The sequence below is a fragment of the Paraburkholderia sp. RL17-381-BIF-C genome (assembly GCF_046026435.1).
Taxonomy (GTDB): domain Bacteria; phylum Pseudomonadota; class Gammaproteobacteria; order Burkholderiales; family Burkholderiaceae; genus Paraburkholderia.
Window position 1 is genome coordinate 33837 of sequence record NZ_JARESX010000037.1, and the last position, 25050, is coordinate 58886.

Genomic DNA, 25050 nt, shown 5'->3' on the forward strand with positions numbered 1-25050 from the left:
CGTAAACAAGGCGCACGCAAATTGGCCTACCGTATGTTTCTCTCATGAAGAAACGTGCGCCCCCATGATCTCAAGTCTTAAATCGATACGCGTCGCGCTGCCTGCGGGCGCGGTTGCTCTGGCGCTCCTTGGCGGCTGTGCGGTAGTGCCGCCGAGCGGTCCTTCCATTGTCGCGCTGCCGCGCAGCGGCGAGCCGCTCAATCAGTTCCAGCAGGACGACTATAGTTGCCGCGACTACGCCTACCATTCGTCTGACGCGGCCGGCGCGGCGCAGAGTTCGACCACGAACAGCGTCAATAGCGCTGCGGTGGGCACGCTGGGCGGTGCCGCGGTCGGCGCGCTCATCGGCGCGGCGGCGGGCAACGCGGGCGCGGGCGCGGCCATTGGCGCGGGCAGCGGCTTGCTGCTCGGCGGCGCGGCCGGCGCAAACGGCGCACAGTATTCGGCCAACAGCATGCAGGCGCGGTACGACGCAGCGTACGCGCAGTGCATGACGTCGAAGGGCAACACGATCGCGCAGCCGCAGATGCCGGTCTATGCGCCGCAGCCGGTATATGTTGCTCCGCCGCCCCGTTACTACGGGCCGCCGCCGGTAATGTATGCCCCTTATCCGTACTACTGATCGAGTTCCGTCCAGCGCCTGCTGCAGCCAGGCCGCGTTCCCCTCAGGTATTGCCATGTATGGCGGCGAGAGGCGAAACGATGGCGGCAAACACCTTTGCAAACAGCGTACGGTTAATCCACCGTAAGGGCAACCAACGCATTCAACGATCGGAAGACGCACGTGGCGAACTCCTCTCTTACGGCACGCGACGTGATTCTCCACGCACACCGTTCGTTGTGCGGAGCTGACCGTCGCATCGTTCAGGAGACGAGGCGAATATGCGAATCTCGCAAGCTGGCGTTGAGACGTCCGTGCTGGGCGTATGGTCCCGCCAAGGGACAGTGGCGGCTCTGATCGCCGTTGCCACTTGTTTCGTTTCGTGCGGTGGCGGTGGTGGCGGCGGCGCGCCCGCTACGGCTTCGGGGGCAGCGGGTGGAAGTGGTAGCGGATCGGCAAGCGGCTCGGGTTCGGGCAGTACGGGCACCAGTGGCACCGGGACCAGCGGCACCGGTTCCGGAATGAGTAGCACCGGCACTGGCTCGACCACCAGCGCCGGAACGGGCACAGGCACTGGAACGAGCAGTACGGGCGCTACTGCGGCGGCAGCGACGGCCTACGCCACCGACGTCCTCATGCATCACAACGATCTCGGCCGTACCGGTCAGATGCTCGCCGAGACTACGCTCACGCCGGCGAACGTCAATTCGACAAACTTCGGCAAAGTCGCGTTTCTTGCAGCAGACGGCAAGGTCGACGGTCAGCCGCTTTTCGTCACGAACCTGCCGATCGGCGGTGCATCGCGCGACGTGGTGTACGTGGTCACCGAACACAACAGCGTCTACGCCTATGACGCCACATCTTTCGTGCAACTGTGGAAGGTCTCGTTGACCGGCAGCGGCGAAACGTCCAGCGACGACCGCGGTTGCCAGGACATCACCCCGGAGATTGGCATTACGTCGACGCCGGTTATCGACCGCAGTCGCGGCACGAATGGCGTGCTGTATGCCGTGGCCATGACGAAAGACAGTGGCGGGGGCATCCATCACCGGCTGCACGCGCTCGATCTGACGACCGGCGCTGAAGTGCTGGGCGGCCCGACGGAGATTTCGGCAACTTACCCGGGTAACGGCGCGGGCAGCATTAACGGCGTGATTACCTTCAACCCTTCGTTGCACACGGAACGCGCGGCGCTCACGCTGGTTGGCGGCAACATCTACATGGGCTGGACCGCGCACTGCATGTCGGGCGCATACACCGGCTGGCTGATGGCGTATAGCGCCGACACGCTGAAACAGACCAGTGCGCTCAACATCACGCCGAACGGCAGTCAGGGCTCGATCTGGATGGCCGGCTCCGGCATGGCGTCGGACGGCACGTCGCTCTACGTCGTGGACGGCAACGGTACGTTCGGCACTTCGCTCAATGCACAGGGCTTTCCTGTCGATGGCGACCTCGGCAACTCGATGATGAAACTCTCCTTGGGCAACCTGCAGGTGACCGATTACTTCGCGATGTCCAACGTGGTCGAGGAAGCGGGCACGGACAACGATTTCGGCTCGGGCGGCGCGATGGTGTTACCGGACCAGACGACAGCGGGCGGGGTGGTCAAACATCTCGCGGTGGCGGCCGGCAAGGACAACCACATTTACGTCGTCGATCGTGATGCGATGGGCAAATTCAGCCCGAGCGCCAACAACATCTGGCAGGAGTTGATCGGCACACTGGCGGGGGGCATCTGGGGATCGCCGGCTTACTACAATGGTGTGGTCTATTACGGCGGTCTGAACGACAACCTGAAGGCGTTGCCGGTCGCGGGGGCGTTCCTCGCGACGACCGCCGCCTCAAAGAGTCCGACTACCTTCGCTTATCCGGGTGCGACGCCGGCCGTGTCGGCGAACGGTGCGAGCAACGGCATCGTCTGGGCGGCGGAAAACGGTACGACGGGCGCTTTACACGCTTACAACGCGGGCAATCTCGCCGTCGAGTTGTACAACAGCAATCAGGCCGGCACGCGCGACCAATGGGGCGCGGGCAACAAATTCATCACGCCGATGATCGCGCGCGGCAAGGTGTACGTGGGCGCGACCAATGGCGTGGCGGTGTTCGGGTTGCTGTGAGCGGAAGAGGGGCTTACATGGGGCGGCGCGGCGTGGTTGCGGTTGCGGTCGAGCTTGCTCGCATGGGCGGCGAGACGTAGCGTCGGCGGTTAGCCGTTTGTGACGGTTCGGGGCGCGTGAGAAAGAGCCCTGTTCGGTTTCGGCAAACTGAACTGCACCCCAAAAGTTGAACTCCTACCCAACGGTTAGTGATGCAGTTCAAACACGGCCTACTGCTTGATGCGGGGTTCACTCACGTTGCGACGCATCACGCCGTGTGCGGGGTACGTCCCGCCCGTTCAGGGCAAGGGCGTTCATTTCGCGTTGAACCCACTTCAAACCGGCGCGCCGCGCGCCGGTTTGCGACGCTCATTGCGTGTCGCTCGTCGCGGCCGACTTGCGCGGACGACGACTACGCGCCGCGGTTTTGCGTGCGGTCTTTCTTGCTGGCGCTGACGCTTCTTCCGCTGTGGCGGCAGGGGCCACCGTTTCGGCAGGGGCTGCAATCTCCGGAATATCTTCAATGCTTCTCGGCGCAGCCTTCTTTGGTTTTTTCGCGGCCGTCTTGCGGGGGGCGCGCTCTTTACGGCGCGTGGGTTGCTTGTCGCCTGCATGCGGCTCGTTGGCTCCGCTGTCAACGCCGCCTGTCTCTTCAGCCGTCGAAGTTTCCGCCGACGCTATCGGCGCTTCCGGTAGTTCAAAAATGAACTCGCTGTTCTTCGGCGTATGCGCGGGCAGGTCTTCCGTTTGAGCCTGTGCGCCGGCGAGGTGTTCGACAGCAATACGCTCTTCATGCACGGCTTCCTGCTGGCCGCGGCCCGCCTTGCGATTGCCTCGCCCACGACGGCGTGACTCGTGTTTGCCGCCCGACTCGGCGCTCACGACTTCGGCTACCTGCGCTTCATACAACTGTTCCGCCGACTCGGAAGCTTCGGTGGTTTCGCTCGCATTTTCGCCCGCGACGTTCGCGGCCGTACTGCGATACACATATGCGCCCGACTTCTCGTCGCGGCCGAATTCGAGCAGCCCGCGAGCATGCGCCTCTTCCAGCAGATTGCCGAAGGCGCGAAAACCGTAGTACGTTTCGTTGAAATCCGGCTTGCGGCGTTTGATCGCGTTCTTCAGCACCGACGCCCAGATCTTGCCGCTGTCTCCGCGCTCCGACGCAAGCGCGTCGAACGTTTGCACAGCAATTTCGACCGCCTTGGTACGGCGTTTTTCGAGGTCTTCCTTGTTGCGAGTCTTTTCTTCGTCGGGCGCGCGTTTGGCCGCCGGCTGGGCGGCGTGTGGCGGACGCGACGACTCGCGTTTGGCGACCGTGCGCTGACTCTCTCGCACGAGGTCATCGTAAAAAAAGAACTCGTCGCAGTTCGCGACCAGCAGATCCGACGTGGATTGCTGCACACCGACGCCGATCACCTGCTTGGCGTTTTCACGCAGCTTCGACACCAGCGGCGAGAAGTCGGAGTCGCCGCTGATGATGACGAACGTGTTGACGTGAGACTTTGTGTAGCAAAGGTCGAGCGCGTCCACGACGAGCCGGATGTCAGCCGAATTCTTGCCCGATTGGCGCACGTGCGGAATTTCGATCAATTCGAAATTGGCCTCGTGCATCGCGCCTTTAAAACTCTTGTAGCGGTCCCAGTCGCAGTACGCCTTCTTCACGACGATGCTGCCCTTGAGCAGCAGCCGTTCGAGCACCAGCTTGATATCGAACTTATCGTATTTCGCATCGCGCACGCCAAGCGCGACGTTTTCGAAGTCGCAGAATAGCGCCATGCTGACGGTTTCGTTGGATGACGCCATGTATATCTCCATTGAAGCGATCGTCAAATTCGACGAATCGCGACCATGATAGCGATTCCAGCGGAGGTGATCAGCTTTTGTGTTCCACTCGCACCGATGCAGGCGGTGCGAACCCGCACAGGCCCACGCTCCTTGCGACGTTTGCCAAGGGTTTTTCAGCGCGGTTCACGCTGCGGCACGCGTAGTGCCCAAACGGTTCGGCGCAGCAGCCCGACACGGCGCGATGGCTTGACCACCGGACCACCGCACTAGCGTTCGTGCAAAAACGACGTGGGAGGGAGCGCCGCGCGCGTTTCCAGCACCTCGTCGACGAGACCATAAGTCCGGGCCGCATGTGCCGACATAAAATTGTCGCGGTCGGTGTCGCGCGCGATTTCCTCGATGCTGCGCCCGGTGCGCTCAGCCATTATGGTATTCAGGCGCTCTCGCAAATAAAGCACCTCCTTCGCCTGAATTTCGACGTCTGCGGCCGTGCCTTGGCTTCCCCCGGACGGCTGGTGAATCATGATGCGTGCGTTCGGCAACGCATACCGCTTCCCACGCTGGCCGGCGGTGAGAAGGAAGGTTCCCATGCTCGCGGCGAAGCCCGTGCATAAAGTGGATACCTCCGGTTTGATGAACTGCATGGTGTCGTAGATCGCGAGGCCGTCGTACACGGAACCACCCGGCGAATTGATGTAAAAAGAAATATCCTTGTCGGGATTCTCGGACTCCAGAAACAGCAGTTGCGCGACGATCACGCTGGCCGACTGCTCGTTCACGGGCCCGACCAGAAACACGATGCGCTCGCGCAGCAGACGCGAATAAATGTCATAAGCGCGCTCGCCGCGGCCGGATTGTTCGATCACGGTTGGCACGAGGCCAAGGCCGGTGATGGTTGGATAGCTGGAATGCATGTCGACCTCGTTTATGCCGCGTGGGTGACGGCGGGTGCTGGAGCGCCAGCGCATTCATTGCGCGGGTTGTTGTCCCTATGACGGCGCGGCAATGGGCGACGTGACAGAAATTTTTTTACGCGACGCTGTCACATCGTTCGATGCCCAGCCGTCAAGATGAAAAGAATGACGTTGTTGGCGCGCGCCCGGACAAGTTCGCAGGCAGCGCGCCGCGCGCTTTACACCACGCACGAACTGGAGGTCTATATATGACGGAACAAGCAATCGAGAAGGCATCCAGTTTCGAGGCCGCGCGTGCCCGCCTGTTTGCGCTGGCCTACCGAATGCTCGGCAGCCGCGCCGAAGCAGAAGACGTGGTGCAAGACGTGGGATTGAAATGGCACCTCGCGGACACGCAAGACGTGCAGACACCTGTTGCCTGGCTCACCACGATCACCACGCGCGCGGCGATCGACCGGCTGCGGCACGTGCAGCGCGAACGCGCGTCGCAAACCGCGGGCTGGTTGCCGGAACCGTGGCTCGACGAGGTCGCGCCCTCGGCAGAGGAATTGGCTTTGCGTGCAGCGGAGATGTCGTATGGCGTGATGCTGCTCCTCGAGCGGCTCAAGCCTGACGAACGAGCGGCGTTCGTGCTGCACGAAGCCTTCGACTGCGACTATGCGGAGATCGCGGCCATTCTCGAGCGCACGCCGGCCGCCTGCCGGCAGATCGTCCATCGGGCCAAGGCGCGTTTGCAACGGGCGGGTGCCCCGGTTGAGCGGCCTGATCCGGCCGCGCATGCACAGATCGTGGAGCGCTTGCGCGCGGCGCTGGAGGCGCAGGATCGAGCCGGCCTGTTGCGGCTCTTTAGTGACGCGCCGGAGGTCTTCAGCGACGCGCCGGTCGGCACCTCGGAACCGGCAGTGGCAGGGTGGATGGACACGGTAACGTCGCTGGTCGAGCGTGCGAGCAACGCCGGGACGGTGTCGGTCGCGGGAACATTGTGTGTCGCTTTGTTCTTCGAGGGCGAGGTCGTGGGGGTCCTCGACGTGTCCACGAATAGCCTTGCGGACGGCTCCACAAGAATCATCGCCATGCGCGTTGTGACGAGCGCGGCGCGCTTGCGTGCCATTAACCGCATGCTGGGCCGCGCAGCGGTCAGGCAACTGCTTGCGCGGATCCAGCAGACCGCTGTGACCTCAATTTCGGTGGGCCGCGACTTCCCAGTTGATGTCCACGCATAGCACCTGTGTACCAGTCGGCGTGTGTGCGGCGATCGAGGCAGTCACGCACAGGTGAGCTTCGTTGATCGACAGGTAGGGCGGGGTGAGATGCACCTGACCGGGCATGCGCATCGCCTGGATAAAGTACGGCCGGCGCTCCCAACTCGCGCCTTCCGAATGCAGCAGCGGGCGGAAGCGCTTGGCGCGTTGCGAGGCGCGCCCTGGCGGCAGCACGTTGTCGCCGATCTGCCGACCCGATCCGTCCAGCACGAAGCAGCGTGCCGTCTCGCCGAGCGTGAGGAGTGAGGCGGTGGCTTGCGCAACAGACTCGCCGGCCACCAGTTGCGCGGCTGCGGTTTCGAGCGCGGTAACGTACGGTGCGAGCCGCGCGGATTGTGCGCGCTCACGTGCGCCGACCCGTTCACGTAGCGCTGCGGAGAGCGAGTCCATCAAGCCGGCCGCCGCTTGCGGTTTGACCGGCTCGACGCTCGGACCAGCGAAGAATGCGCCTTGCACGAAGTCCACGTTGCATTCGAGCGCGATCAACGCGTCGCGTTCGGTGCTCAGGCCGCCCATCAGCACCAGTTGGCCGGATTCGTGCAGCAGCGAGACGAGGCCCGGCAGCACGCGCTCAATGTGCGAGTGTTCGCTTGCTTGCGCGAGAATGCAGCGGTCGAGCGTAACGATGTCCGGCCTCAGATTCCACACGCGGTCAATGTTCGAATGCTTCGCGCCAAAACCGTCGAGCGCGATCAGAAAGCCGGATTTACGCAGCGCATCGATGATTTCGGCAAAGCGCGTGGTTTCGCCGCCCGCCTGTTCGGAAACTTCCAGCACCACGCGCTGCGGCGGCAGGCCGAGCGCCTTGAGGCCGGCAAGCAGCGCGTCGCCGTAACTGGTGTCCATCAGCGCGGCCGGGTGCAGGCTCAGAAAGAGCCATTCGTCGTGGCTGTCGAACGCGTTGAAGTTGCCCAGATGCAGGGATTCAGCGAGCCGCCCGAGTTCGAGCAGATCGCCGCGCCGCGCGGCCTGTGTGAACACCTCGTGCGACGGCACTTGCAACCCGTGTTCGTCCCGGGCGCGCAGCGACGCGTGATAACCGATCGCGCGCCGGTGCGACACGGAGAAAACCGGCTGGAACACGCTGAAAACAGTGTAGCCGCCGTACAGAACGGTGCGCCGGGAACCCTCGTCGCCGGCCATTGGGCGCGGCGGCTGGAAACCGGGAGGATCGAGTTCGATCATGCTCATCATGTCAGTCGTGTGGGGTGGCGGCGCGCCTGCATGCTCGACATGAGTCCGCACGCGCAAAGCATCAGTTTACAGGATAGGCGAGCAAGAACTATGCGCGTCTGGAAACACAGCACGCATGCCCGACTGTCACACTCAGATAAGACGATTGTGCGCCAGCGCGGGCGCGAACGCGACGATTCGCACTTCGCTGGTGCGGCCCGCGCCCCGTTGCGGGTCGGCGGCGGAGCGCGCGGCTGGGGCGACACGCATCAGGTTCGTTCGGAAGGATCGGTCTTTTTCGCGGGCGTGCGGATGTCCGGCGACAGTTGCGCAAAGATCCACGACGAGCCTGCCGTGATGATGCCGACACACAGGAACGTCGCGTGAAACGCGGGCAGCGAATTGGCTGCCGTCACACGCGGCAACAGGCCCGTAAACGTGGCGAGCAGGGCGCCGGCCACGGTCACGCCCAGACTCATCGACAGCATCTGGACCAGTGAAAAGAGGCTGTTGCCGCTGCTCGCGCCGCCGGTGCCCAGGTCCTTGAGCGTCAACGTGTTCATTGCGGTGAACTGGATCGAGTTGACGCCGCCGAAGAATGCCAGTTGCACGAGCCGCAGCCACAGCGGCTGGTTCGCGGAGGTGAGCGCGAAGCTTGCCATCGTCAAGCCGACTAGAACTGTGTTGATAATCAGCACGCGCCGGTAGCTGTACTTGATGATCAACGTGGTCACGAGACGTTTGGATGCCATGCCCGCGGCCGCCACCGGCAGCATCATCATGCCGGCTTCGAAGGCGCTATAGCCTAGACTCACCTGCAATAGCAGAGGGATCAGATAGGGCATCGCGCCGCTGCCGATTCGCGCGAACAGATTGCCGAGCAGGCCGACGCTGAACGTGTGGATCTTGAAGAGGTCGAGCGAGAAAATCGGCGAGGGCTCACGCACGGCGTGCAAGCCGTAGGCGACAAAGCAGGCGAGGCTCAGGATCAGCAGCACCAGCACCGTGGCGTGCTGAATGCCTAATTCGGTACGGCCGTCGAGTGCGAACGAAATCGCCACCATGGCCACGATCAGCAACAAGTAGCCTTTCATATCGAACTTGCCGACGTGCTCGTTGCGGCTGTCCGGCATGAAGATGAACGTAGCGATGCAATCGATGATGCCCACCGGCACGTTGATCAGAAAGATCCAGTGCCAGGATGCGATCTTCACGAGCCAGCCGCCGAGCGTGGGGCCGATTAGCGGTCCGATGAGGCCCGGAATCGCCACGAATGAAAGCGCCGGCAAATAGCGCTCAGCCGGAAAGGTGCGCAACACCGCGAGGCGACCGACCGGCAATAGCATCGCACCGCCCACGCCTTGCATGATGCGGAAGGCCACGAGTTGATTCAGCGTGTGCGCGTTCGCGCACAACAACGAAGCGACCGCGAACACGAGGATCGCGCTGAAAAACACGCGGCGCGTGCCGAATTTGTCGGCGAGCCAGCCGGATACCGGGATCATCACGGCCATGGTCAGCGAATAGGCGATCACCACCGATTGCATGCGCAGCGGCAACTCGCCGAGGCTCGTCGCCATCGCCGGGAGCGCGGTGTTGACGATGGTCGAGTCGAGCGTCTGCATGAAGAAGCCGGTGGCGACGACCCACAGCATCACGGTGAGCGAGCGGGGCGAAGGCGCGCTGGGCGTTGTGGGCGCGAGGGCGGGCGGAGTCGGCGTGGACATGGAGGGCGGCTGGGCGCGCAGGACGGGCTGGGACTCGCTATTCTAGGGAAAAGCGCCGCGCGGCGCAGGGCGGGGAAGTCGCAGCGAGTCGGAAACGCGGCGATTGGTCACCCTGGCGCCTCGGTTCAGCGTCTCACTCCGAGCCCTCACTGTGCGGCTTCACTTTAAAACCTCACCCCAAAACCTCACCCCAAAACCTCACCCCAAAACCTCACCCCAAAACCTCACCCCGAAGCCGGCAACGCCACCGCAGCACGAAAGAACGCTTGCGCACGTGGGTCGTTACCAAACGCGATATGAATCCTGGTCCACGGACTGATCTCCATATTCGGCCGGAAGTAGTTGCCCGGCACCACGGTCACGCCCAGCGGCGCACCGCACTCCACCAATCTTTCCGCATTGGCCACGTGCGGCACGCGAGCCCACACGAATTTGCCGCCCACAGGTTTGTCGAAAATGTCCCAGCCGACGTCTTCGAGCGTCTGAATCGTCGAACCGAGCGCGTCGCGCATGCGCCGTCGCAGGCGTTCCAGATACTTGCGATAGGCGCCGCGTTCCAGCATCGACACGGCGACCGCTTCGGCAAAACGCGAGCCGCCGATGCTCGTCAGCATCTTGATATCGACCAGATCCTTGATGATCGCGTGGCTCGCCACCACACAACCGATCCTCAGCGACGACGACAGCGTCTTCGACAGGCCGCCCAGATAGATCACGTGTTCGAGCTGATCGAGCGTGGCCAGGCGGTCGGTGAGGTCGGTCTGAAAATCGGCGTAAATATCGTCTTCGATAATCGAGAACCCGTGCTCGCGCGCGAGCTGCAATAGCCGGAAAGCCACCTGCGGCGCGACCGTCGTGCCGGTCGGATTGTGGAACACGGTGTTGATGAACAGCAGCTTCGGCCGGTGCGACTTCAATTGCTCCTGCATCACGTCCAGGTCGGGACCGTTACGCGTGCGTGGAATTCCGATCAGCTTCACGCCATGCAGCTTCAGCAGTCCGTAGAGGTTGTAGTAGCCGGGGTCTTCGACAAAGATCGTGTCGCCTGGCTTGAGCATGTAGCGCATCAGCAGATCGAATGCCTGGCTTGCGCCGTTGGTGATCAGAATCTGCGACGCGTCCGCCTGAATCCCCAACTGGCCGATGCGGCTTTGCAGGTGCTCGCGCAAAGTCAGGTTGCCGAGCGGCGTGGCGTAGTCGACCATGCTCGCCGGGTCGGTACGCGAGACGTGGCGGATCGCCTGCGCGATCCCGTCCATGTCGCGCCACGCCTCGGGGATGAAGCCGCTACCCAGTTTGAGCGTTTCGCCGGGGTGGTTGAACTGCTGCAGGAGATGATCCGATTCGTCTTCGGCACGGCGCGGATCCGTCGTGCCCTGGCAATGCGTGCTCGCCGGCTGACGGTCGGAGACGTAAAAGCCCGAGCCGTGGCGCGAGTCGATATAGCCGAGCGACACCAGCCGGTCGTAAGCCTCGATCACCGGAAAGCGGCTCACGCCGTAATCGGTGGCGAACTGGCGAATCGACGGCAGCTTCGAACCTGGGTGGGCGGTACGCGAGCGGATCCACGCCGTGACGCCCGTGACGATCTGCTCGGTCAGCGGCACGCCGTTGTCCCGATCAAGCTGGATTTCGAGTTTCATGCGGATCTCTTCCTTCGCCGGAGAGCAGGGCGGGTGCGCACGGGCTTTCCACTCGCGAACGACACGCGGTTCACGCCAACTGTCCGGTTTTTTGACTGAACAGTTCCGACCAAAGTGTTCGGAACTGTGCATGGGTATTCGATCATCGCACGTCAATAATCGGTACAACAGAAAAGCTCTTTGAAGGAGAAAAGCGATGCGTGAAGTCCGGATTTTCGAATTGGAACATGGCGAGCCCGCGTCGGCCTGGCGTGTCGCGCGTCCGTCGATCTTCAAGGTGATCTCGGGCGAGATCTGGCTGACCGTCGAGGGTGACAGCGAGGATCACTGGCTTGCCGCCGGCGAGTCGATCGAGTTGCCGCGCCGGGTCGTGGCGTGGATCAGCGCGGGGCAGACCGGCGCGCGCTTTGCGCTGGCAAGCGGTTCCGAGCGTCCCGCCAACAGGACGGCGTCGGGGTTTCCGGTGCTGAGCTGGCTGCCGCGCTGGCTGGGCACGGCCTGACGATTCGTCGAGTATCAGCACCGAGGGCGCTGCGCCTCAATTCGGCCCGGCAGCCTCGTATTCCCCGATGTAGCGCGCCCGCGGCCGGATCAACCGGCCGTCGCGCGCCTGTTCCATGGCGTGGGCAATCCAGCCGACGGTCCGGCCTACCGCGAACAGCGTGAAGGCGCTGCCGGCCGGCAGCGCCAGCACCCGCTCGATGGCGGCGAGCGCGAAGTCCAGAGTCGGCTCCGCGCCGGTCGTGTCGCGCACCGCGCGAGCCAATCCGAGCACATCCGCTAACGGCGAACGAGCCGGCGCGCAGTCGGCGAGCATGCCGAGCAGCAGCCGCGCACGAGGGTCGCCCTCCGGATAAAGCGGATGACCAAAGCCCGACAGGATTGGCCCATGCACGCCGTTTTCATGCCGCGCGAGCCGGTTCGCCAGATAGCGGTCGAGATCGGGCGCGCGCGACGCTTCTTCGAGTAGCGCGGCGATGCGCACCGTTTCGCCACCATGACGCGGACCCGACAAAGCGGCGAGGCCGCCCGCCACCGCGCCGAACAGATGCGCTCCTGTCGACGTGATACAGCGCACCGTGAAAGTCGACGCATTCAACTCGTGATCCGCGCACGCTACCAGCGCCGCGCGCAGCAGGTTGGCCTGCTGGCGGTTACGCACCTGCCACGTTGAAGCCAGTTGCCGGTGCAGCGGCTCGTTCGACGGCGTCGCCGAGATCATCGCGGCAGCCAGCAGACGCGTGACGGCGCAAGCCGTATTGAGTTGCGCGTCACGCCCGAGCGCCCACACCCGCGGCATTTGCGCCGCCGCGGCCGGCAACAGCACGAGCGCGCGATCGAGCGGCGTGCTGTCGCTCCACAGCTTGAGCCACGCGGCCCACTGCGCGGTCGCGAACGGCACGGCCGGCGCATCGGCGATCCGCTTCACGCTGCATTCCCACAGCAGCGCGGCGACGTCCTCCAACGATGCACTTCGCGCCAGTTCCATGGCGTCGTACCCGCGATACAGCAGACGGCCCTCGGCGACCAGCGTGATCGACGATTCGAGCACCGGCACGCCCCAATCCAGCACCTTCTGCGCGACCTTGCCCGCGCGCTTGCCGTCTTCCTTGCGACGCGCGAGGCGGCGCACTTCGCCGGCGTCGTAGAGACGATGCTTGCCTTGCGCATCCGGCGACGAACTCAGCATGCCTCGGCTCACATAGGCGTAGAGCGTCGGCAAGCTGATGCCGAGCGCGGCGGCGGCTTCAGCGGCGGTGAGGGAATTCGAGGTCGGCATGGGAAAGGACGGAAACCGAAGAAATCAATATATATTGATTATCATAATCAAGATTGATTGCAACGTCGCGGACTTCTAGACTCGGTTCACTTCTTCCCGCTCCGTGATGAAACGCCATGACGCCCGAACTTGCTCTCCAACATATCTGGACGCTTGCCGGATGCGACCCGACTGCGCTGAGGTCGGTCACGCTGACCGGCGCCGATCCTGGTTTGCCATCGGTCTACCGGGTCGGCAGCCTGGCCTCGGCGAGCATCGCCGCGACCGGACTGGCGGCCGCGGAATATCACCGTCTGCGCACGGGCCGGCGGCAACACGTGACGGTGGAGATGCGACGTGCGTTGGCATCGTTTCGCAGCGAACGTTATTTGCGAATCAACGACGGGCCGCCGCCTGCCCTGCGCGATCCGGTCATGGGTTTCTACGAGACACGCGACGGCCGCTGGATTCAGTTGCATACGAACTTCCCGCATCACTTGCAGGGTGTATTGACGGTGCTCGGCTGCGCGAACGATCGGGATGCGGTGGCCTCGGCGATTCGCGGTTGGGACGGCGCGACGCTCGACCAGACGCTCGCCGACGCGGGCCTATGCGCCGCATTGATTCGCACGCCGCAAGAGTGGGCCGCGCTCGATCAGGCGAAAGCGATTGCGAGCTTGCCGCTTTTCGAGATCGAGCGCATCGGCGACGCGCCGGTCGAGCCGCCGCGTCAGCGCGGCGCGGACCGGCCGCTGGCGGGCGTGCGCGTGCTGGATCTGTCGCGCATCATTGCTGGGCCTGTCGCCGGCCGCGCGCTCGCGCAGCATGGCGCGGACGTGTTGATGATCAACGGGCCGCATCTGCCGAATATCGCGCCGCTGGTGATCGACAACGGACGCGGCAAGCGTTCGGCGCTCGTCGATCTGCGCGAGCCGGCGGGGCGCGAGGCGTTGCGGGCTCTCGCCGGCGACGCCGATGTATTTCTCCAGGCATATCGCCCGGGGGCGCTGGCCGCGCGCGGTTTCGGTGCCGAGGAGATGGCGCGTGTGCGGCCAGGGATCGTCTACGTTTCGGTGTCGGCCTACGGTCACGAGGGGCCTTGGGCACAGCGGCGCGGGTTCGACAGTCTGGTCCAGTCGGCGAGCGGAATTGCCTTTACCGAGCGGCAGGCGGCAGGGTGGAACGAGCCTAAGCATCTGCCGTGTCAGGCGCTGGATCATGCGACCGGGTATCTGGCTGCCTTCGGTGCGAAGGCCGCGTTGGCGCGGCGGGCTACTGAAGGGGGAAGCTGGCATGTGCGCGTCTCGCTCGCACAAACAGGCCGGTGGTTGCAGTCGTTCGGGCAGATGCCCGAGGGTTGGAAAGCGCCCGACGTCGCGCTCGAAGATGTGCGCGATTGTCTCGCAACCGTGGAGTCGGAGTTTGGAAGTGTGCTGGGCGTGCAGCCGGCCGAAGTGCTGGATGAGACGCCTGCGTATTTTGCGCTGCCGCCGACCCGAGTGGGCGCACATGAGGCAGCGTGGGTGTGAGAGCTAAAGTGCTTGCGAGGGCGTGAACGGAAACTGCGCGGAAACGGCGCGGCAAACAACCCGCCCACGGCACGAAGACTTGAAAACTACTTCCTCAATTCCGCCACAAAGTCGTAGTAATCGTTGCGGCAGTAAGTGTCGGTCAACTCGATAGCCCGTTGGTCGGCGGTGTAGCCCACGCGCGTGATCAGCAGCAGCGCCTCGTTCGGGGCGATGCTCATCTGCTGCGCGATTTCCTCGCTCGCGTTCACCGCGCGAAAATGCTGGAGCGCGCGGACAATCGACAGACCGCGATTCTCGAGGTACGTGTAAAGCGAATCGCCGATTGCTTGAGGATCGGGAATCACCGCGGCGGGGAACGTGGAATTCTCCACCGCCATCACGATGCCGTCGGCCAGTCGCAAGCGCCGCAGGCGCGTGACCGCCGCGGCCGGCGACAAGCCGAGCTGAATCACTTCGTCGCGGTTCGCCGGCAGGATTTCGCGCGACAGCCACTTCGAACTCGGTGTAAAACCCCGCCGCCGCAGCATTTCGCTGAAGCTCGACAGACGCGACAGCGGATCTTCGTAGCGCGGCGTGATGAAACTGCCTGCGCCCTGCGTGCGCCGAATCAGACCCTGCTCGACCAGCAAGGCAATGGCCTTGCGTGAAGTGATCCGCGATACGCCCAGCGCCTCCGAGAGCACGCGTTCCGAGGGCAGCGCCTCGCCGGCGTTCCAGCGGTTCTCGTGGATGGCGGCGCCGAGCTTGCGAGCAAGTTGCAGGTATAGCGGCGTGTCGTTTTCCGGGTCCGGGCGCAGGTCGCGCCAGCGGTCTTCCGAGGCAGAGGTCATGGAGCTCACGCAAGAAGGGCAAGGGGCAATTCTATGACATCGGCGCGCTGCGTTATAGCGGGCTTTTGCCTGGTGCCCGATCCAATGCCCATCGAACCGCTAAACTCGTCGCTATGTTCTTCGTGGCATGCGCCGCGCATTCACCTGCGCCGCGGCATTGCCGACCATTGAGCCACTTCGAGGAGTCAGCATGACGAGCGACATCGCAAGCGTGAGCCTGCCCGACGGCGAACGCATTCCGAAACTGGGGCAGGGCACCTGGGAGATGGGGGAAAACCCGGCGCGGCGGGCCGCTGAAATCGACGCGCTGCGTTGCGGCGTCGAACTCGGCATGACGTTGATCGACACGGCGGAAATGTATGGCGATGGCGCGACCGAATCGCTGCTGGGCGCCGCGCTGAACGGGTTGCGCGACAAGGTGTTTCTGGTCAGCAAGGTATATCCGCATAACGCCAGCCGGCGCGGCGTGATCGCGGCCTGCGAGCAAAGCCTCAAGCGTTTGAAGACGGACCAGCTCGATCTGTATCTGCTGCACTGGCGCGGCTCGGTGCCGCTCGCGGAAACGGTCGAGGGATTCGAGGCGTTGCGGCGGGCGGGCAAGATTCGCCATTGGGGCGTCAGCAATTTCGACACCGAGGACATGGAAGAACTCGCCGACACGCCGGGCGGCGATGCTTGCGCGACCAATCAGATTCTCTACAACGTGGCGCGGCGCGGGCCGGAATTCGATCTGCTGCCGTGGCTCGCCGCGCGCAAGATGCCGGCCATGGCGTACAGCCCGATCGATCACGCCCGCTTGCCGAAACGTTCACCGCTTGACGATATTGCCGACGCGCGCGGCGTCTCCGTGTTCCAGGTGGCACTCGCATGGGTGTTGCTCAAGCCCGGCGTGTTCGCGATTCCGAAGGCGGGGCGGGTCGAGCATGTGCGCGACAACCACCGCGCGTCGCAGCTGCAACTCGGCGCCGATGAGCTTGCCGCTATCGACGCTTACTTCAAGCCGCCACGCGGCAAGCGTCCGCTAGAAATGCTGTAAGCGCGGCGATCGTCTGGTGCGCAACAGGCCGCTGCAGGCGTGTCATCGATTCGGATTGACATGCAACGGCCACGCTGCGCGCGAGCGATCAATTGCAGCTGTGGTGCATGTGCACGGAGCCCAGCACCGCGACTTCGGCGGGGGTGTGCTTGAGTGAATCTTCGTTGACCTGGGCGGCGTCCGCGACGAATTCGTCGACGATCGACGACACCTGCGTATTGCGCAGACACAGCGAGACGCGCTGCGTTTCATTGGCCGGCAGGGCGGCGCGCTGACCGAGGAACAGCACGCCGTACTGATAGCCGTGGATGATGCCGCGAATTGCGCCGACACATTGGCCTTGCGCGACGTTGTCGTTTTTCTGCTTGCAGGTCTGCACGAGCGAATAGGCGGAGAAAGTGGGATCGACTGGCGGTGCGGCTTGTGACAGCGTCGGCGACAGTGGCTGTGCGGCTTGTGCCCCTTGCGCTGTTTGTGCCGTCTGTGCCGTCTGCGCGGGAGTTTTTTGCGCCGGCGTTTGCGCATGAGCGAGCGATGCGAGGCCGAGCGCGGCGGCCATCAACAGGCCGGAGGCCGCGTGTGCCGCGCAGGGTAGGGTATTTCGTTGCATGTTGTGGTGCCCTCATATCGAACGTTGAATCTGATATGAGGCGATCGCCCCGGTTTGGTTCCGGTCTCGTGCGTTTGCGCGCCTGATTGTTCGAGTAATGGCCGCGCCACGGGCGCGCTCGTTGAGCAGGTACTGGATGGGTGCGATGCGCACGAGCGAAAAACAGGCGAAAACGTTTCGGCGATGAAATATGCGGCCGTGAAGCCGCATCATGTGGCGCTATTCGTTGCGCCCGGCATTCTCGGGCGCGCTTTCCGGGCCGTTGCCCGGGATCTTCCTGGCGAGGTCCGCATCATCGCGAGAAACGGCTTGCAGCGCACGCAATTCATCGACAGGAATGTGGCAGCGGATTCGATGCGCGGACGGCCCTGTGGTGTTGCCCACAGCGGCGTCGAGGAAAGACGGATCCTGCTGTTCGCAGATCGCGCCTAGCTTACGCGGGCAGCGTGTGTGGAACACGCAACCCGACGGCGGCGATGCCGCGCTCGGCAGCTCGCCAAAGAGCCGGATGCGGGTTGTGCCGCCGTGGCCATCGAGCGTCGGTACCGAAGACAGCAACGCTTCGGTATAAGGATGATGCGGTCCGCCAAACACCTCCGCAGCCGGTCCGATTTCCAGCAGCCTGCCCAGATACAGCACGGCGATGCGATCCGACAGATAGCGCACCACATGCAGATCGTGCGAGATGAAAACGTAACTCACGCCGCGTTCGCGTTGCAGATCGGCGAGCAGGTTCAGAATCGCGGCCTGCACGGAGACGTCGAGTGCGGAAGTCGGTTCGTCGCAAACCACCACGCGCGGCTCGCCTGCAAACGCGCGAGCTATCGCCACGCGCTGCTTGAGTCCGCCGGACAGTTGCCGCGTGCGCGAGCCGAGATAGCGCTGCGGCAATCGCACGGCCGCCGCCAGCGAGGCGAGCCGTTCATCGATTGCCGGCCCGCGCAGCGTAGTGAGGCGCGACAGCGCGCGGCCAATCAGCCGTTTCACCGAATGCGCGCGATTGAGCGCCGAGTCCGGATTCTGGAATACGATCTGCAGCGACTTGACCTGAGCGTCGTTCCGCCGTGTCACGCGCGCGGCGAGCGGCGCACCGTCGAGTTCGAGCACGCTGCCCGGATCCGGGGTGAGCAGGCCGAGCATCAGCTTGGCAAGCGTCGTCTTGCCGCTACCCGATTCGCCGACGAGGCCGAGCGTTTCGCCGCTGGCGAGATCGATCGAAACATTGTCGACCGCGCGCAGCGGAGTGCCGGACACATGGAACGTCTTCGAGAGGTTTTGCGCGCGCAGCACGATAGCCGGACGCTTGCCGTCGAACGGCGCACCGTCGTGCTCGGGCAACGTTTGCGCGCTCGCACGCGGCAATTCGATCGCGCGTTCGTGGTAATGGCAGCGTGACATCTGATCGCCGTGCGCGGCGCTAACGCGATGCGGCGGCGGCGCCTCGCGGCGGCAGCGGTCGTCGGCGAGGCGGCAGCGGTCCGCGTAAATGCAGCCCTGCGTTACCGAACCCGGCAACGGCAGGCTGCCGGCAATCGTGTCGAGCCGCTCGCTATCTTTGCTGCGTCCGGCCGTGGGCAGACAACGCAACAGTCCGACCGTATAGGGATGGCGCGGCCGCGTGAAGACATCTTGAGTCGCGCCTTCTTCGACCAGCTTGCCCGCGTAAAGTACGCCGACGCGTTCGCACATGCGCCCGATCACCGCGAGGTTGTGGCTGATGAAGAGCACGGCCGTGCCGAGTTCCGCGCGCAACTGCGCAACGAGGTCGAGCACTTCGGCTTCGACAGTAGCGTCGAGCCCGGTAGTCGGTTCATCGAGAATCAGCAGCGCGGGGTTCGAGGCGAGCGCCATGGCGATCACCACGCGCTGTTGCATGCCCCCCGACAATTGATGAGGATAGCTGTCCATCACGCGCTCGGGCGCGGCGATGCGCACCCGTCGCAGCATTTCAAGCGTGCGCCGCAACGCTTCGTCGCGCGCGACGCCGGCGGCTTCGAACGCCTCGGAGACTTGCCGCGCGACCGTCAGCGACGGATTCAGCGCGCGCCCCGGGTCCTGATAGACCATCGAAATCGCTTTGGCGCGCATGTTGCGTAGCGCGTCGGCGTCGAGCTTCTGCACGTCCTCGCCGGCAATGATGATCTTGCCGGCCTTCACTTTGCCGTTGCGCGGCAGATAGCGCAGCGTCGCCATCGCGACGGTCGACTTGCCGCAACCCGACTCGCCGACGAGACCATACGCTTCGCCGCGCCGCACGCGAAACGAAATGTCCTGCAGCACCTCGCGATCACGTCCGCGCATGCGGTACGTGACCGTCAGTCCGATGACGGTCAGCGCATCCGTGCGATCGCTCTTCGAAACGTCGAAGGCGGGGAACGAGGAGGGCGGCGGGCCGTTCATTGGTCGAGCACGCCTTGCACGCTGTCGGCGATCAGATTCACGCCGACCACCAGGCTCGCAATCGCGCCGGCCGCGAACACCACGGTCCACCACGCGCCGCCCGCCATTAGCGTGTACGACTCGGACAGCGCGAGACCCCAGTCGGCCGACGGCGGCTGAATGCCGAAGCCGAGAAACGACAGCGTGGCGACCGCGAAGATCGCGTAACCGAGCCGCACCGTCGCTTCGACGATGATGGGTGGCAGCACGTTCGGCAGAATCTCGGCGAACATGATGTAGGGGGCGCGCTCGCCGCGCAGTTGCGCCGCCGCGACGTAGTCGAGATGCCGTTCGGCGAACACGGCGGCGCGCACGGTGCGCGCGGTGATCGGCGTGAAGGTGATGCCGATCACGAGGATGACCGTGAAGTTCGACGCGCCGACCGCGGCCAGCGCGAGCAGCGCGACGATCACGAGCGGCAGCGCGAGCACGGCGTCGATCGCGCGTCCGACCACGTTGTCGACCCAGCCTTCAAAGTAGCCGACGATCAATCCCAGCGCCGTGCCCGCCACCGTGCCGAGCAGCGTGGCGAGCGGCGCAATGGTGAGGATGTCGCGCGCACCGACGATCACGCGCGAGAACACGTCGCGGCCGAGTTGATCGGTGCCGAACCAGTGCGTGCTGTCAGGCGGCGTCAGCGAATTGAGCGGGTCGGACGCGTAAGGGTCGATGCGCACGATCCATTGCCCGGCGATGGCGCAAACGATCCACCAAGCGACGATCACCACGCCCACCACGAACGTGGGCGAGCGCAGCAGCACACGCAACTGGTCGAAGCGTGGTTCGGTAGCCGGGCCTGGAGTTGGACTCGGCCCTGGAGTCGGCGGCGCGGCCGGCGGAACGATGGCGCTCATTCGGCGCTCCTCACCCGCAGCCGCGGATTGAGCAGGACATGCAGCGCATCCGCGACGAGATTGGCAGCGGTATAGACCACGCCGATTGTCAGTACGCCTGCTTCGAGCATCGGAAAGTCTTTGGCCTTGGCGGCGTTGTAGATCAGCGAGCCGATGCCCTGATAGTGGAACAGCGTCTCGACCACCACGAGGCCGCCGATCATATAACCGAGTTGCGTGGCGGCGACCGTGATGGTGGGCAGCAACGCGTTGCGCAACACATGCCGCCAGATCACGATATGACGCGGCAGGCCTTTGAGAATCGCGGTGCGTGTGTAGTCGGCATCGAGTGCCTCGACGGTGCCGGCGCGCGCCATTCTCGCTATGTAGCCGAAGAACACGAGTACGAGCGGCAACACCGGCAGTACCAGATGACGCAACTGTTCGAGTGCGCTCGCTTCGGGCGGATACGACGCTTCGATCGGCAGCCAGCGCAGCCACACGCCGAACACCAGGATCAACACGATCGACGACACGAATTCCGGCACCACCGTCGCCGACAGTCCCGCGATGCTGATCGTGCGATCGAGCCAGCGTCCCGCGTGCATAGCCGACCACACGCCGCCCGCAATGCCGAGCGGCACGACCACGATGAACGCGAGCAAACCGAGCTTGGCGGAATGCGCGAGCGCGTCGGCGATAAACGGTCCGACCGGCTCGCGATACGCATGCGAGATGCCCATATCGCCACGCACGAAATGCGAAATCCACTCGATGTATTGCGTCGTTAGCGGACGGTCCGCGCCGAGTTGATGATTGAGCGCGGCGACCGCGCGCGCATCGGCGAGCGGGCCGAGCACCGCGCGGCCGATGTCGCCGGGCAGCAGTTGTCCACCCGCGAAGACGATCACCGACAGCAGCCATAGCGTGATCAACGACAAGCCGACACGCGTCGCCAGAAACCGCACGACGCGGCCCGCGTTGCCGCTCGACGCAGGCGGTGCGGAAGGGGTCACCGTGGTCGACATCGTGCTCTCCTGCCGAATGCGCGCGGGCGCTTCACCATTACGCGCTCAACACCGCGCGGTCGAAATAGAGCTGCGCGAGCGCGGTGAAGCGCACGCCGTTCACGCCCTTGCGCATGGCGATCAGTTGATCGTAGAAGAATGGAATGATGATGGGCGTTTCATCGAGCAGCAGTGTCTGGATCTGCCCGGAGATTTTCTTCTGCGAGCCGAGATCGACGGCGGCGACGAATTGCGCGACCAGTTGATCGTATTGCGGATTCTTGAAGTGCGCCGCGTTCCACGTGCCGGTGCTGGTGAGCGGCGCATTCAGGAAAACGTTCGGCACGCCGCGATGACCGTAGTCGGTAATGCCGAGCGGCGAATCGAGCCAATCCGATTTGCCCGGCGTGCCCGCGCCGTAATACAGCGACTGGCTTTCGACCTTCAGATTGATACGTACACCAATGGCTTTCGCCGCGTTCTGCACGACCACCGCGAGATCGGGAATCTCCATGTATTTTTCGGTGGTCAGCGTCACGTCGAAGCCGTTCGGCACACCGGCTTGTGCAAGCAATTGCTTCGCCTTCGCGACGTCGATCTTGCGTTGCGCAACACCTGCATCCGATGACGGAAACACCGGCGCAAACGGACTGTCGTTGCCAAGTTGCGCGCGACCTTTGAAGAGGCCTCGCACCAGCACGTCGCGATCGAGCGACAACGCCAGCGCCTGGCGCACACGCTTGTCCTTGAACAGCGGATTGTCGTTGCGCATGTGAATCTGCCGGTGCGCGCTCGACTTCACGCCCACGGCCTTGTAATCCGGATTGTTCAGAATGCCGGCGCCGCCCTGCACGGTGAAGGTGCCCATCACATCGGCCTGATGGCCTTGCAGTGCGAGCAGTTGAGCCTGTTCGTCGGCGTAGAAGGAGAACTGTACGCGTTGCGGTAACGCTTTGTCGCCCCAGTAATCGGGATTGCGCACGAACGACGCACCGACCTTCGCCTGATACTTTTCAAGCTTGAACGGACCCGTGCCGATGAAGCTCTTTTCATAGCCCCCCGCGTAGTTCGCAGGCAGAATCACGGCGTTGTAATTGTCCGAGGAAACGTAATACGGGAAGTTGCCGTTCGGCGCATCCAGATGAAACGCGACCGTGTGGTCGTCGACCACTTTGGCGCCGCCTTTGGACAGCACGCCCTTGAGTACGGAAAGCGCCGCCGAGCCGCTCGCCGGATCGGCGAGACGGTCGAACGTGGCGACCACGTCTTTGGCGGTGAACGTTTGGCCGTCGTGGAACTTGACGTTCGGACGCAGCTTGAAGGTCCACACGTCGCCCTTGTCGTTCGGTTTCCACGACAGCGCGAGTGCCGGTTTCAGCACGAGCTTTTCGCCGTCGTCGTCGATCAGGAATTCGCCGGTCTGATTCAGCAGCGCAAGACTGGCGGCGTCCGTCACGGTGAGCGGATCGACCGCGCCGGCAGGCGTCAGGTGCGCGACACGAATGGTCTGATTCGACGCGGCCGCGGTGCCTTGCGCACGCGCTTGCGGTGCATTCAGCACCCCGCCGCCAACCAGCGACAAACCGATCACGCTGGCATAACGCAGCAGATCGCGGCGCGTAACGCGGCCGGCGAGGAATTCGTCGATGGCGTGGTTGCCGTAGGCGTCGGCGGTGAGGCGGGCTGCGTCGAGTGCGGGAAGTCGGTTCGCGGGAGTCTTCATCGATGGAGTGTCCAGTCCGTTCTGTTGCCGGTTCTGAAGGGCCGCGCCGATGCGCGACACGGTGAAGCTATTGCAATGACGAAAGCGGCAATGCGAAGCGGTCTCAGTGTAAGCGATTGCTCATGGATTCGGCGCGCTTGCGGCGCCGCGAGGTTCACGATTCGCGGATAAAAGGGCCGCTGTGTATCGTCATCACAACGCTCGACGCTCCTGTGGCGCGAGGCATGCGCGGTTCGCATGCGGCGAGCGGATGATGTACTCGCCGCCGCTGCCGCGCGATGGTCAATGCCACGATGGAAACGTTACCGATCGCGGTACGTAAAAGCTGTTGGATTTACCGCGCGAGCGCGCCCGGACGCCGCCAGCGATGGAACAGCACCGAGCCGATCCAGCACGCCATGAACACGGCGACGATGCCGTAACCCAGCATGCCGAAGCGTTCGTTCACGCTGGCGATCGCATCCCACAAGCCGCCGTTCAGACCGAGCTTGTCCGACAGCAGACCCAACGCTTCGACGCCGCCGATCACGATCGCCACCACCGCCGACACGAACGTGATGCTCGCGTTGTAGTAGAGCTTGCGTTTCGGGTCGTCCATGGCCCAGCCGTAGGCGTGGACCATCAGCACGTTATCGGTCGAATCCACCAGCGTCATGCCGGCGGTGAAGAGGGCGGGGAACACCAGAATCGAATAAAGCGGCAGACCTTTACCCGCTTCCGATGCGGCGATCGCCAGCAAGCCGATCTCGGTTGCGGTATCAAAGCCGAGGCCGAACAGCACGCCGACAGGGTACATGTGCCAGCTTTTCGTCACGAGTCTGAAGAGCGGGCGCAACGCGCGTGACAGCAGACCCGCCGGCGCAATCGAATCCGCCGTTTGAGCAGGCAATTCGCCGCTCTGCTGGACGAGCCGATAGCGGCGCCAGACATCACGCAAAATCACGAGATTGACGGCCGCCAGCACCAGCAGGAAGCTCGCGGAGACGAGCGTGCCGATCGTGCCGCCTACTGCCTTGAATGACTCGAAACGGCCGTGCAGCGAATGCGCGGTCCACGCTATGCCGATAGTCGCCACGATCACGATCGTCGAATGCCCCAGCGAAAACGACAGCCCGACGCCGAGCGGCCGCTTGCCGGCCTGCATGAGCTTGCGCGTAACGGCGTCGATTGCCGCGATGTGGTCGGCGTCGACCGCATGGCGCAGGCCGAAGCCATAGGCGAGCAGCGCCGTGCCGAGCAATAGCGGGTAATGGCGAAACGCGATCAGCGCCCACGCCCATGCGCCGAGATTGGCGGCGATCAGCACGGCGTATAGGGTGAAAAGGCGAGAGCGCAGCGAAGCGGTCGGCGTCATGAGTCGCGTGGGCAGGAGTTAATGATCGTGCGGATGCTTGTGAATCGGATCGACCCAGAACACCGTCTCGGGCTGTTCCACCGCGTCGATGTTCAGGTTGACCACCACCGCTTCGTTATCGCTGCGCACCAGCACGCATTCGAGCGGGTCGTCGGTACTCGCGTTGATCTCCTGATGCGGCACATACGGCGGCACGAAGATGAAGTCGCCGGGGCCGGCTTCAGCGGTGAACTCCAGATGCTCGCCCCAACGCATGCGCGCCTGGCCGCGCACCACGTAGATCACGCTTTCGAGCGCGCCATGATGATGCGCGCCGGTCTTCGCATTCGGATGGATCGTCACGGTGCCGGCCCAGATCTTCTGCGCGCCGACGCGCGCGGCATTGATCGCCGCCGCGCGATTCATGCCCGGCGTTTGCGCCGTGTTGCTATCGAGCTGATCGCCCTTAATGACCTTCACGCCGTGCTCGCGCCAATCGGGTGTGGCCGGCGGCACGTCTTTGTAATGCGGATGTTCGTGATCCTGACTCATGATGTGTCTCCTCGTGAGCGTATGTCCCGGCGTTCGGCACGGCGCCGTCCGGCATTTTTGCACGTTCAAAAACGTGCGTGTGAAGAAGCCCTGTGTGCGGTGCAGCGGACGAAAAAAAGCCCGTCCACAGGGGGCGGGCTTGTAGCCGTTGGCGTGCGACGCCTTCGCGGCAGAGAGCTTGGTAAAGAG

20 protein-coding genes are annotated in these 25050 nt (G+C 63.9%); 6 read left to right on the plus strand and 14 right to left on the minus strand.

The genetic code is table 11. The features are described from left to right. The first annotated feature begins 64 nt into the window (after positions 1–64). On the plus strand, positions 65–622 hold the full coding sequence (locus P0D70_RS22205) for a glycine zipper family protein (protein WP_091799601.1): 558 nt from the start codon (positions 65–67) through the stop codon (positions 620–622). Between the two features lie 260 nt (positions 623–882). Beyond that, positions 883–2721, plus strand: a complete 1839-nt coding sequence (locus P0D70_RS22210) for a PQQ-binding-like beta-propeller repeat protein (RefSeq protein WP_408186057.1) — start codon at positions 883–885, stop codon at positions 2719–2721. A gap of 348 nt (positions 2722–3069) precedes the next feature. Here the strand turns inward: P0D70_RS22210 and P0D70_RS22215 are convergent, their stop codons facing one another. Together P0D70_RS22215 and clpP are read right to left on the minus strand one after the other, a co-directional pair. Then, positions 3070–4506, minus strand: a complete 1437-nt coding sequence (locus P0D70_RS22215) for an NYN domain-containing protein (RefSeq protein ID WP_408186058.1) — start codon at positions 4504–4506, stop codon at positions 3070–3072. Positions 4507–4754: 248 nt separating this feature from the next. Continuing rightward, positions 4755–5402: an ATP-dependent Clp endopeptidase proteolytic subunit ClpP gene (gene clpP, locus P0D70_RS22220; RefSeq protein WP_408186074.1), complete on the minus strand. Its 648-nt coding sequence runs from the start codon at positions 5400–5402 to the stop codon at positions 4755–4757. A 248-nt stretch (positions 5403–5650) separates the two neighbouring features. On the opposite strand from clpP, the gene P0D70_RS22225 reads away from it, so the two are divergent. Continuing rightward, complete coding sequence (locus tag P0D70_RS22225; protein WP_408186059.1) at positions 5651–6625, plus strand: sigma-70 family RNA polymerase sigma factor; 975 nt, start codon at positions 5651–5653, stop codon at positions 6623–6625. On the opposite strand, the gene P0D70_RS22230 is transcribed toward P0D70_RS22225, so the two are convergent. The 3 genes from P0D70_RS22230 to P0D70_RS22240 all read right to left on the minus strand — a co-directional run bounded on the left by P0D70_RS22230 (position 6581) and on the right by P0D70_RS22240 (position 11207). Beyond that, positions 6581–7855 (minus strand): EAL domain-containing protein, encoded by a 1275-nt coding sequence (locus P0D70_RS22230; protein ID WP_091801047.1) that lies wholly within the window; start codon positions 7853–7855, stop codon positions 6581–6583. The genes P0D70_RS22225 and P0D70_RS22230 overlap by 45 nt on opposite strands. Positions 7856–8106: 251 nt before the next feature. Further along, positions 8107–9564, minus strand: coding sequence for a multidrug transporter subunit MdtD (gene mdtD / locus P0D70_RS22235; RefSeq protein WP_408186060.1), 1458 nt, complete (start codon positions 9562–9564; stop codon positions 8107–8109). A gap of 224 nt (positions 9565–9788) precedes the next feature. Further along, entirely contained in the window at positions 9789–11207 is a 1419-nt protein-coding gene (locus P0D70_RS22240; RefSeq protein WP_408186061.1) for an aminotransferase-like domain-containing protein, read from the minus strand. A 196-nt stretch (positions 11208–11403) separates the two neighbouring features. On the opposite strand from P0D70_RS22240, the gene P0D70_RS22245 reads away from it, so the two are divergent. Further along, complete coding sequence (locus P0D70_RS22245; RefSeq protein ID WP_408186062.1) at positions 11404–11709, plus strand: DUF2917 domain-containing protein; 306 nt, start codon at positions 11404–11406, stop codon at positions 11707–11709. 36 nt (positions 11710–11745) lie between these two features. Here the strand turns inward: P0D70_RS22245 and P0D70_RS22250 are convergent, their stop codons facing one another. Then, complete coding sequence (locus P0D70_RS22250; RefSeq protein ID WP_408186063.1) at positions 11746–12987, minus strand: citrate/2-methylcitrate synthase; 1242 nt, start codon at positions 12985–12987, stop codon at positions 11746–11748. Positions 12988–13103: 116 nt separating this feature from the next. On the opposite strand from P0D70_RS22250, the gene P0D70_RS22255 reads away from it, so the two are divergent. Then, on the plus strand, positions 13104–14495 hold the full coding sequence (locus P0D70_RS22255; RefSeq protein ID WP_408186064.1) for a CoA transferase: 1392 nt from the start codon (positions 13104–13106) through the stop codon (positions 14493–14495). A gap of 86 nt (positions 14496–14581) precedes the next feature. Here the strand turns inward: P0D70_RS22255 and P0D70_RS22260 are convergent, their stop codons facing one another. Further along, entirely contained in the window at positions 14582–15328 is a 747-nt protein-coding gene (locus P0D70_RS22260) for a GntR family transcriptional regulator (RefSeq protein WP_091799633.1), read from the minus strand. Between the two features lie 190 nt (positions 15329–15518). Here P0D70_RS22260 and P0D70_RS22265 point away from each other — a divergent pair, with 190 nt between their 5' ends. Further along, complete coding sequence (locus tag P0D70_RS22265; RefSeq protein WP_408186065.1) at positions 15519–16364, plus strand: aldo/keto reductase; 846 nt, start codon at positions 15519–15521, stop codon at positions 16362–16364. Positions 16365–16452: 88 nt separating this feature from the next. On the opposite strand, the gene P0D70_RS22270 is transcribed toward P0D70_RS22265, so the two are convergent. From P0D70_RS22270 to P0D70_RS22300, 7 genes are all read right to left on the minus strand, one after another. Beyond that, complete coding sequence (locus P0D70_RS22270) at positions 16453–16974, minus strand: hypothetical protein (RefSeq protein ID WP_408186066.1); 522 nt, start codon at positions 16972–16974, stop codon at positions 16453–16455. A gap of 219 nt (positions 16975–17193) precedes the next feature. Further along, the gene (locus tag P0D70_RS22275) at positions 17194–19374 is read right to left on the minus strand and encodes an ABC transporter ATP-binding protein (RefSeq protein ID WP_408186067.1); all 2181 of its coding nucleotides are present in this window, start codon (positions 19372–19374) and stop codon (positions 17194–17196) included. Then, a complete protein-coding gene (locus P0D70_RS22280) occupies positions 19371–20267 on the minus strand; it encodes an ABC transporter permease (RefSeq protein ID WP_408186068.1) in 897 nt (298 codons plus the stop codon). The genes P0D70_RS22275 and P0D70_RS22280 overlap by 4 nt, the downstream gene beginning before the upstream one ends. Then, positions 20264–21274 carry an ABC transporter permease gene (locus tag P0D70_RS22285; RefSeq protein ID WP_408186069.1) on the minus strand — a complete coding sequence of 337 codons (1011 nt, stop codon included), beginning with the start codon at positions 21272–21274 and terminating at the stop codon, positions 20264–20266. Before P0D70_RS22285 ends, P0D70_RS22280 begins: the two co-directional genes overlap by 4 nt. Before the next feature lie 37 nt (positions 21275–21311). Further along, positions 21312–22976 carry an ABC transporter substrate-binding protein gene (locus tag P0D70_RS22290; RefSeq protein ID WP_408186070.1) on the minus strand — a complete coding sequence of 555 codons (1665 nt, stop codon included), beginning with the start codon at positions 22974–22976 and terminating at the stop codon, positions 21312–21314. Positions 22977–23310: 334 nt separating this feature from the next. Beyond that, positions 23311–24330, minus strand: coding sequence for a HoxN/HupN/NixA family nickel/cobalt transporter (locus P0D70_RS22295; protein ID WP_091799653.1), 1020 nt, complete (start codon positions 24328–24330; stop codon positions 23311–23313). Positions 24331–24348: 18 nt separating this feature from the next. Next, positions 24349–24861 (minus strand): cupin domain-containing protein, encoded by a 513-nt coding sequence (locus P0D70_RS22300; RefSeq protein WP_408186071.1) that lies wholly within the window; start codon positions 24859–24861, stop codon positions 24349–24351. Positions 24862–25050: the final 189 nt, after the last annotated feature.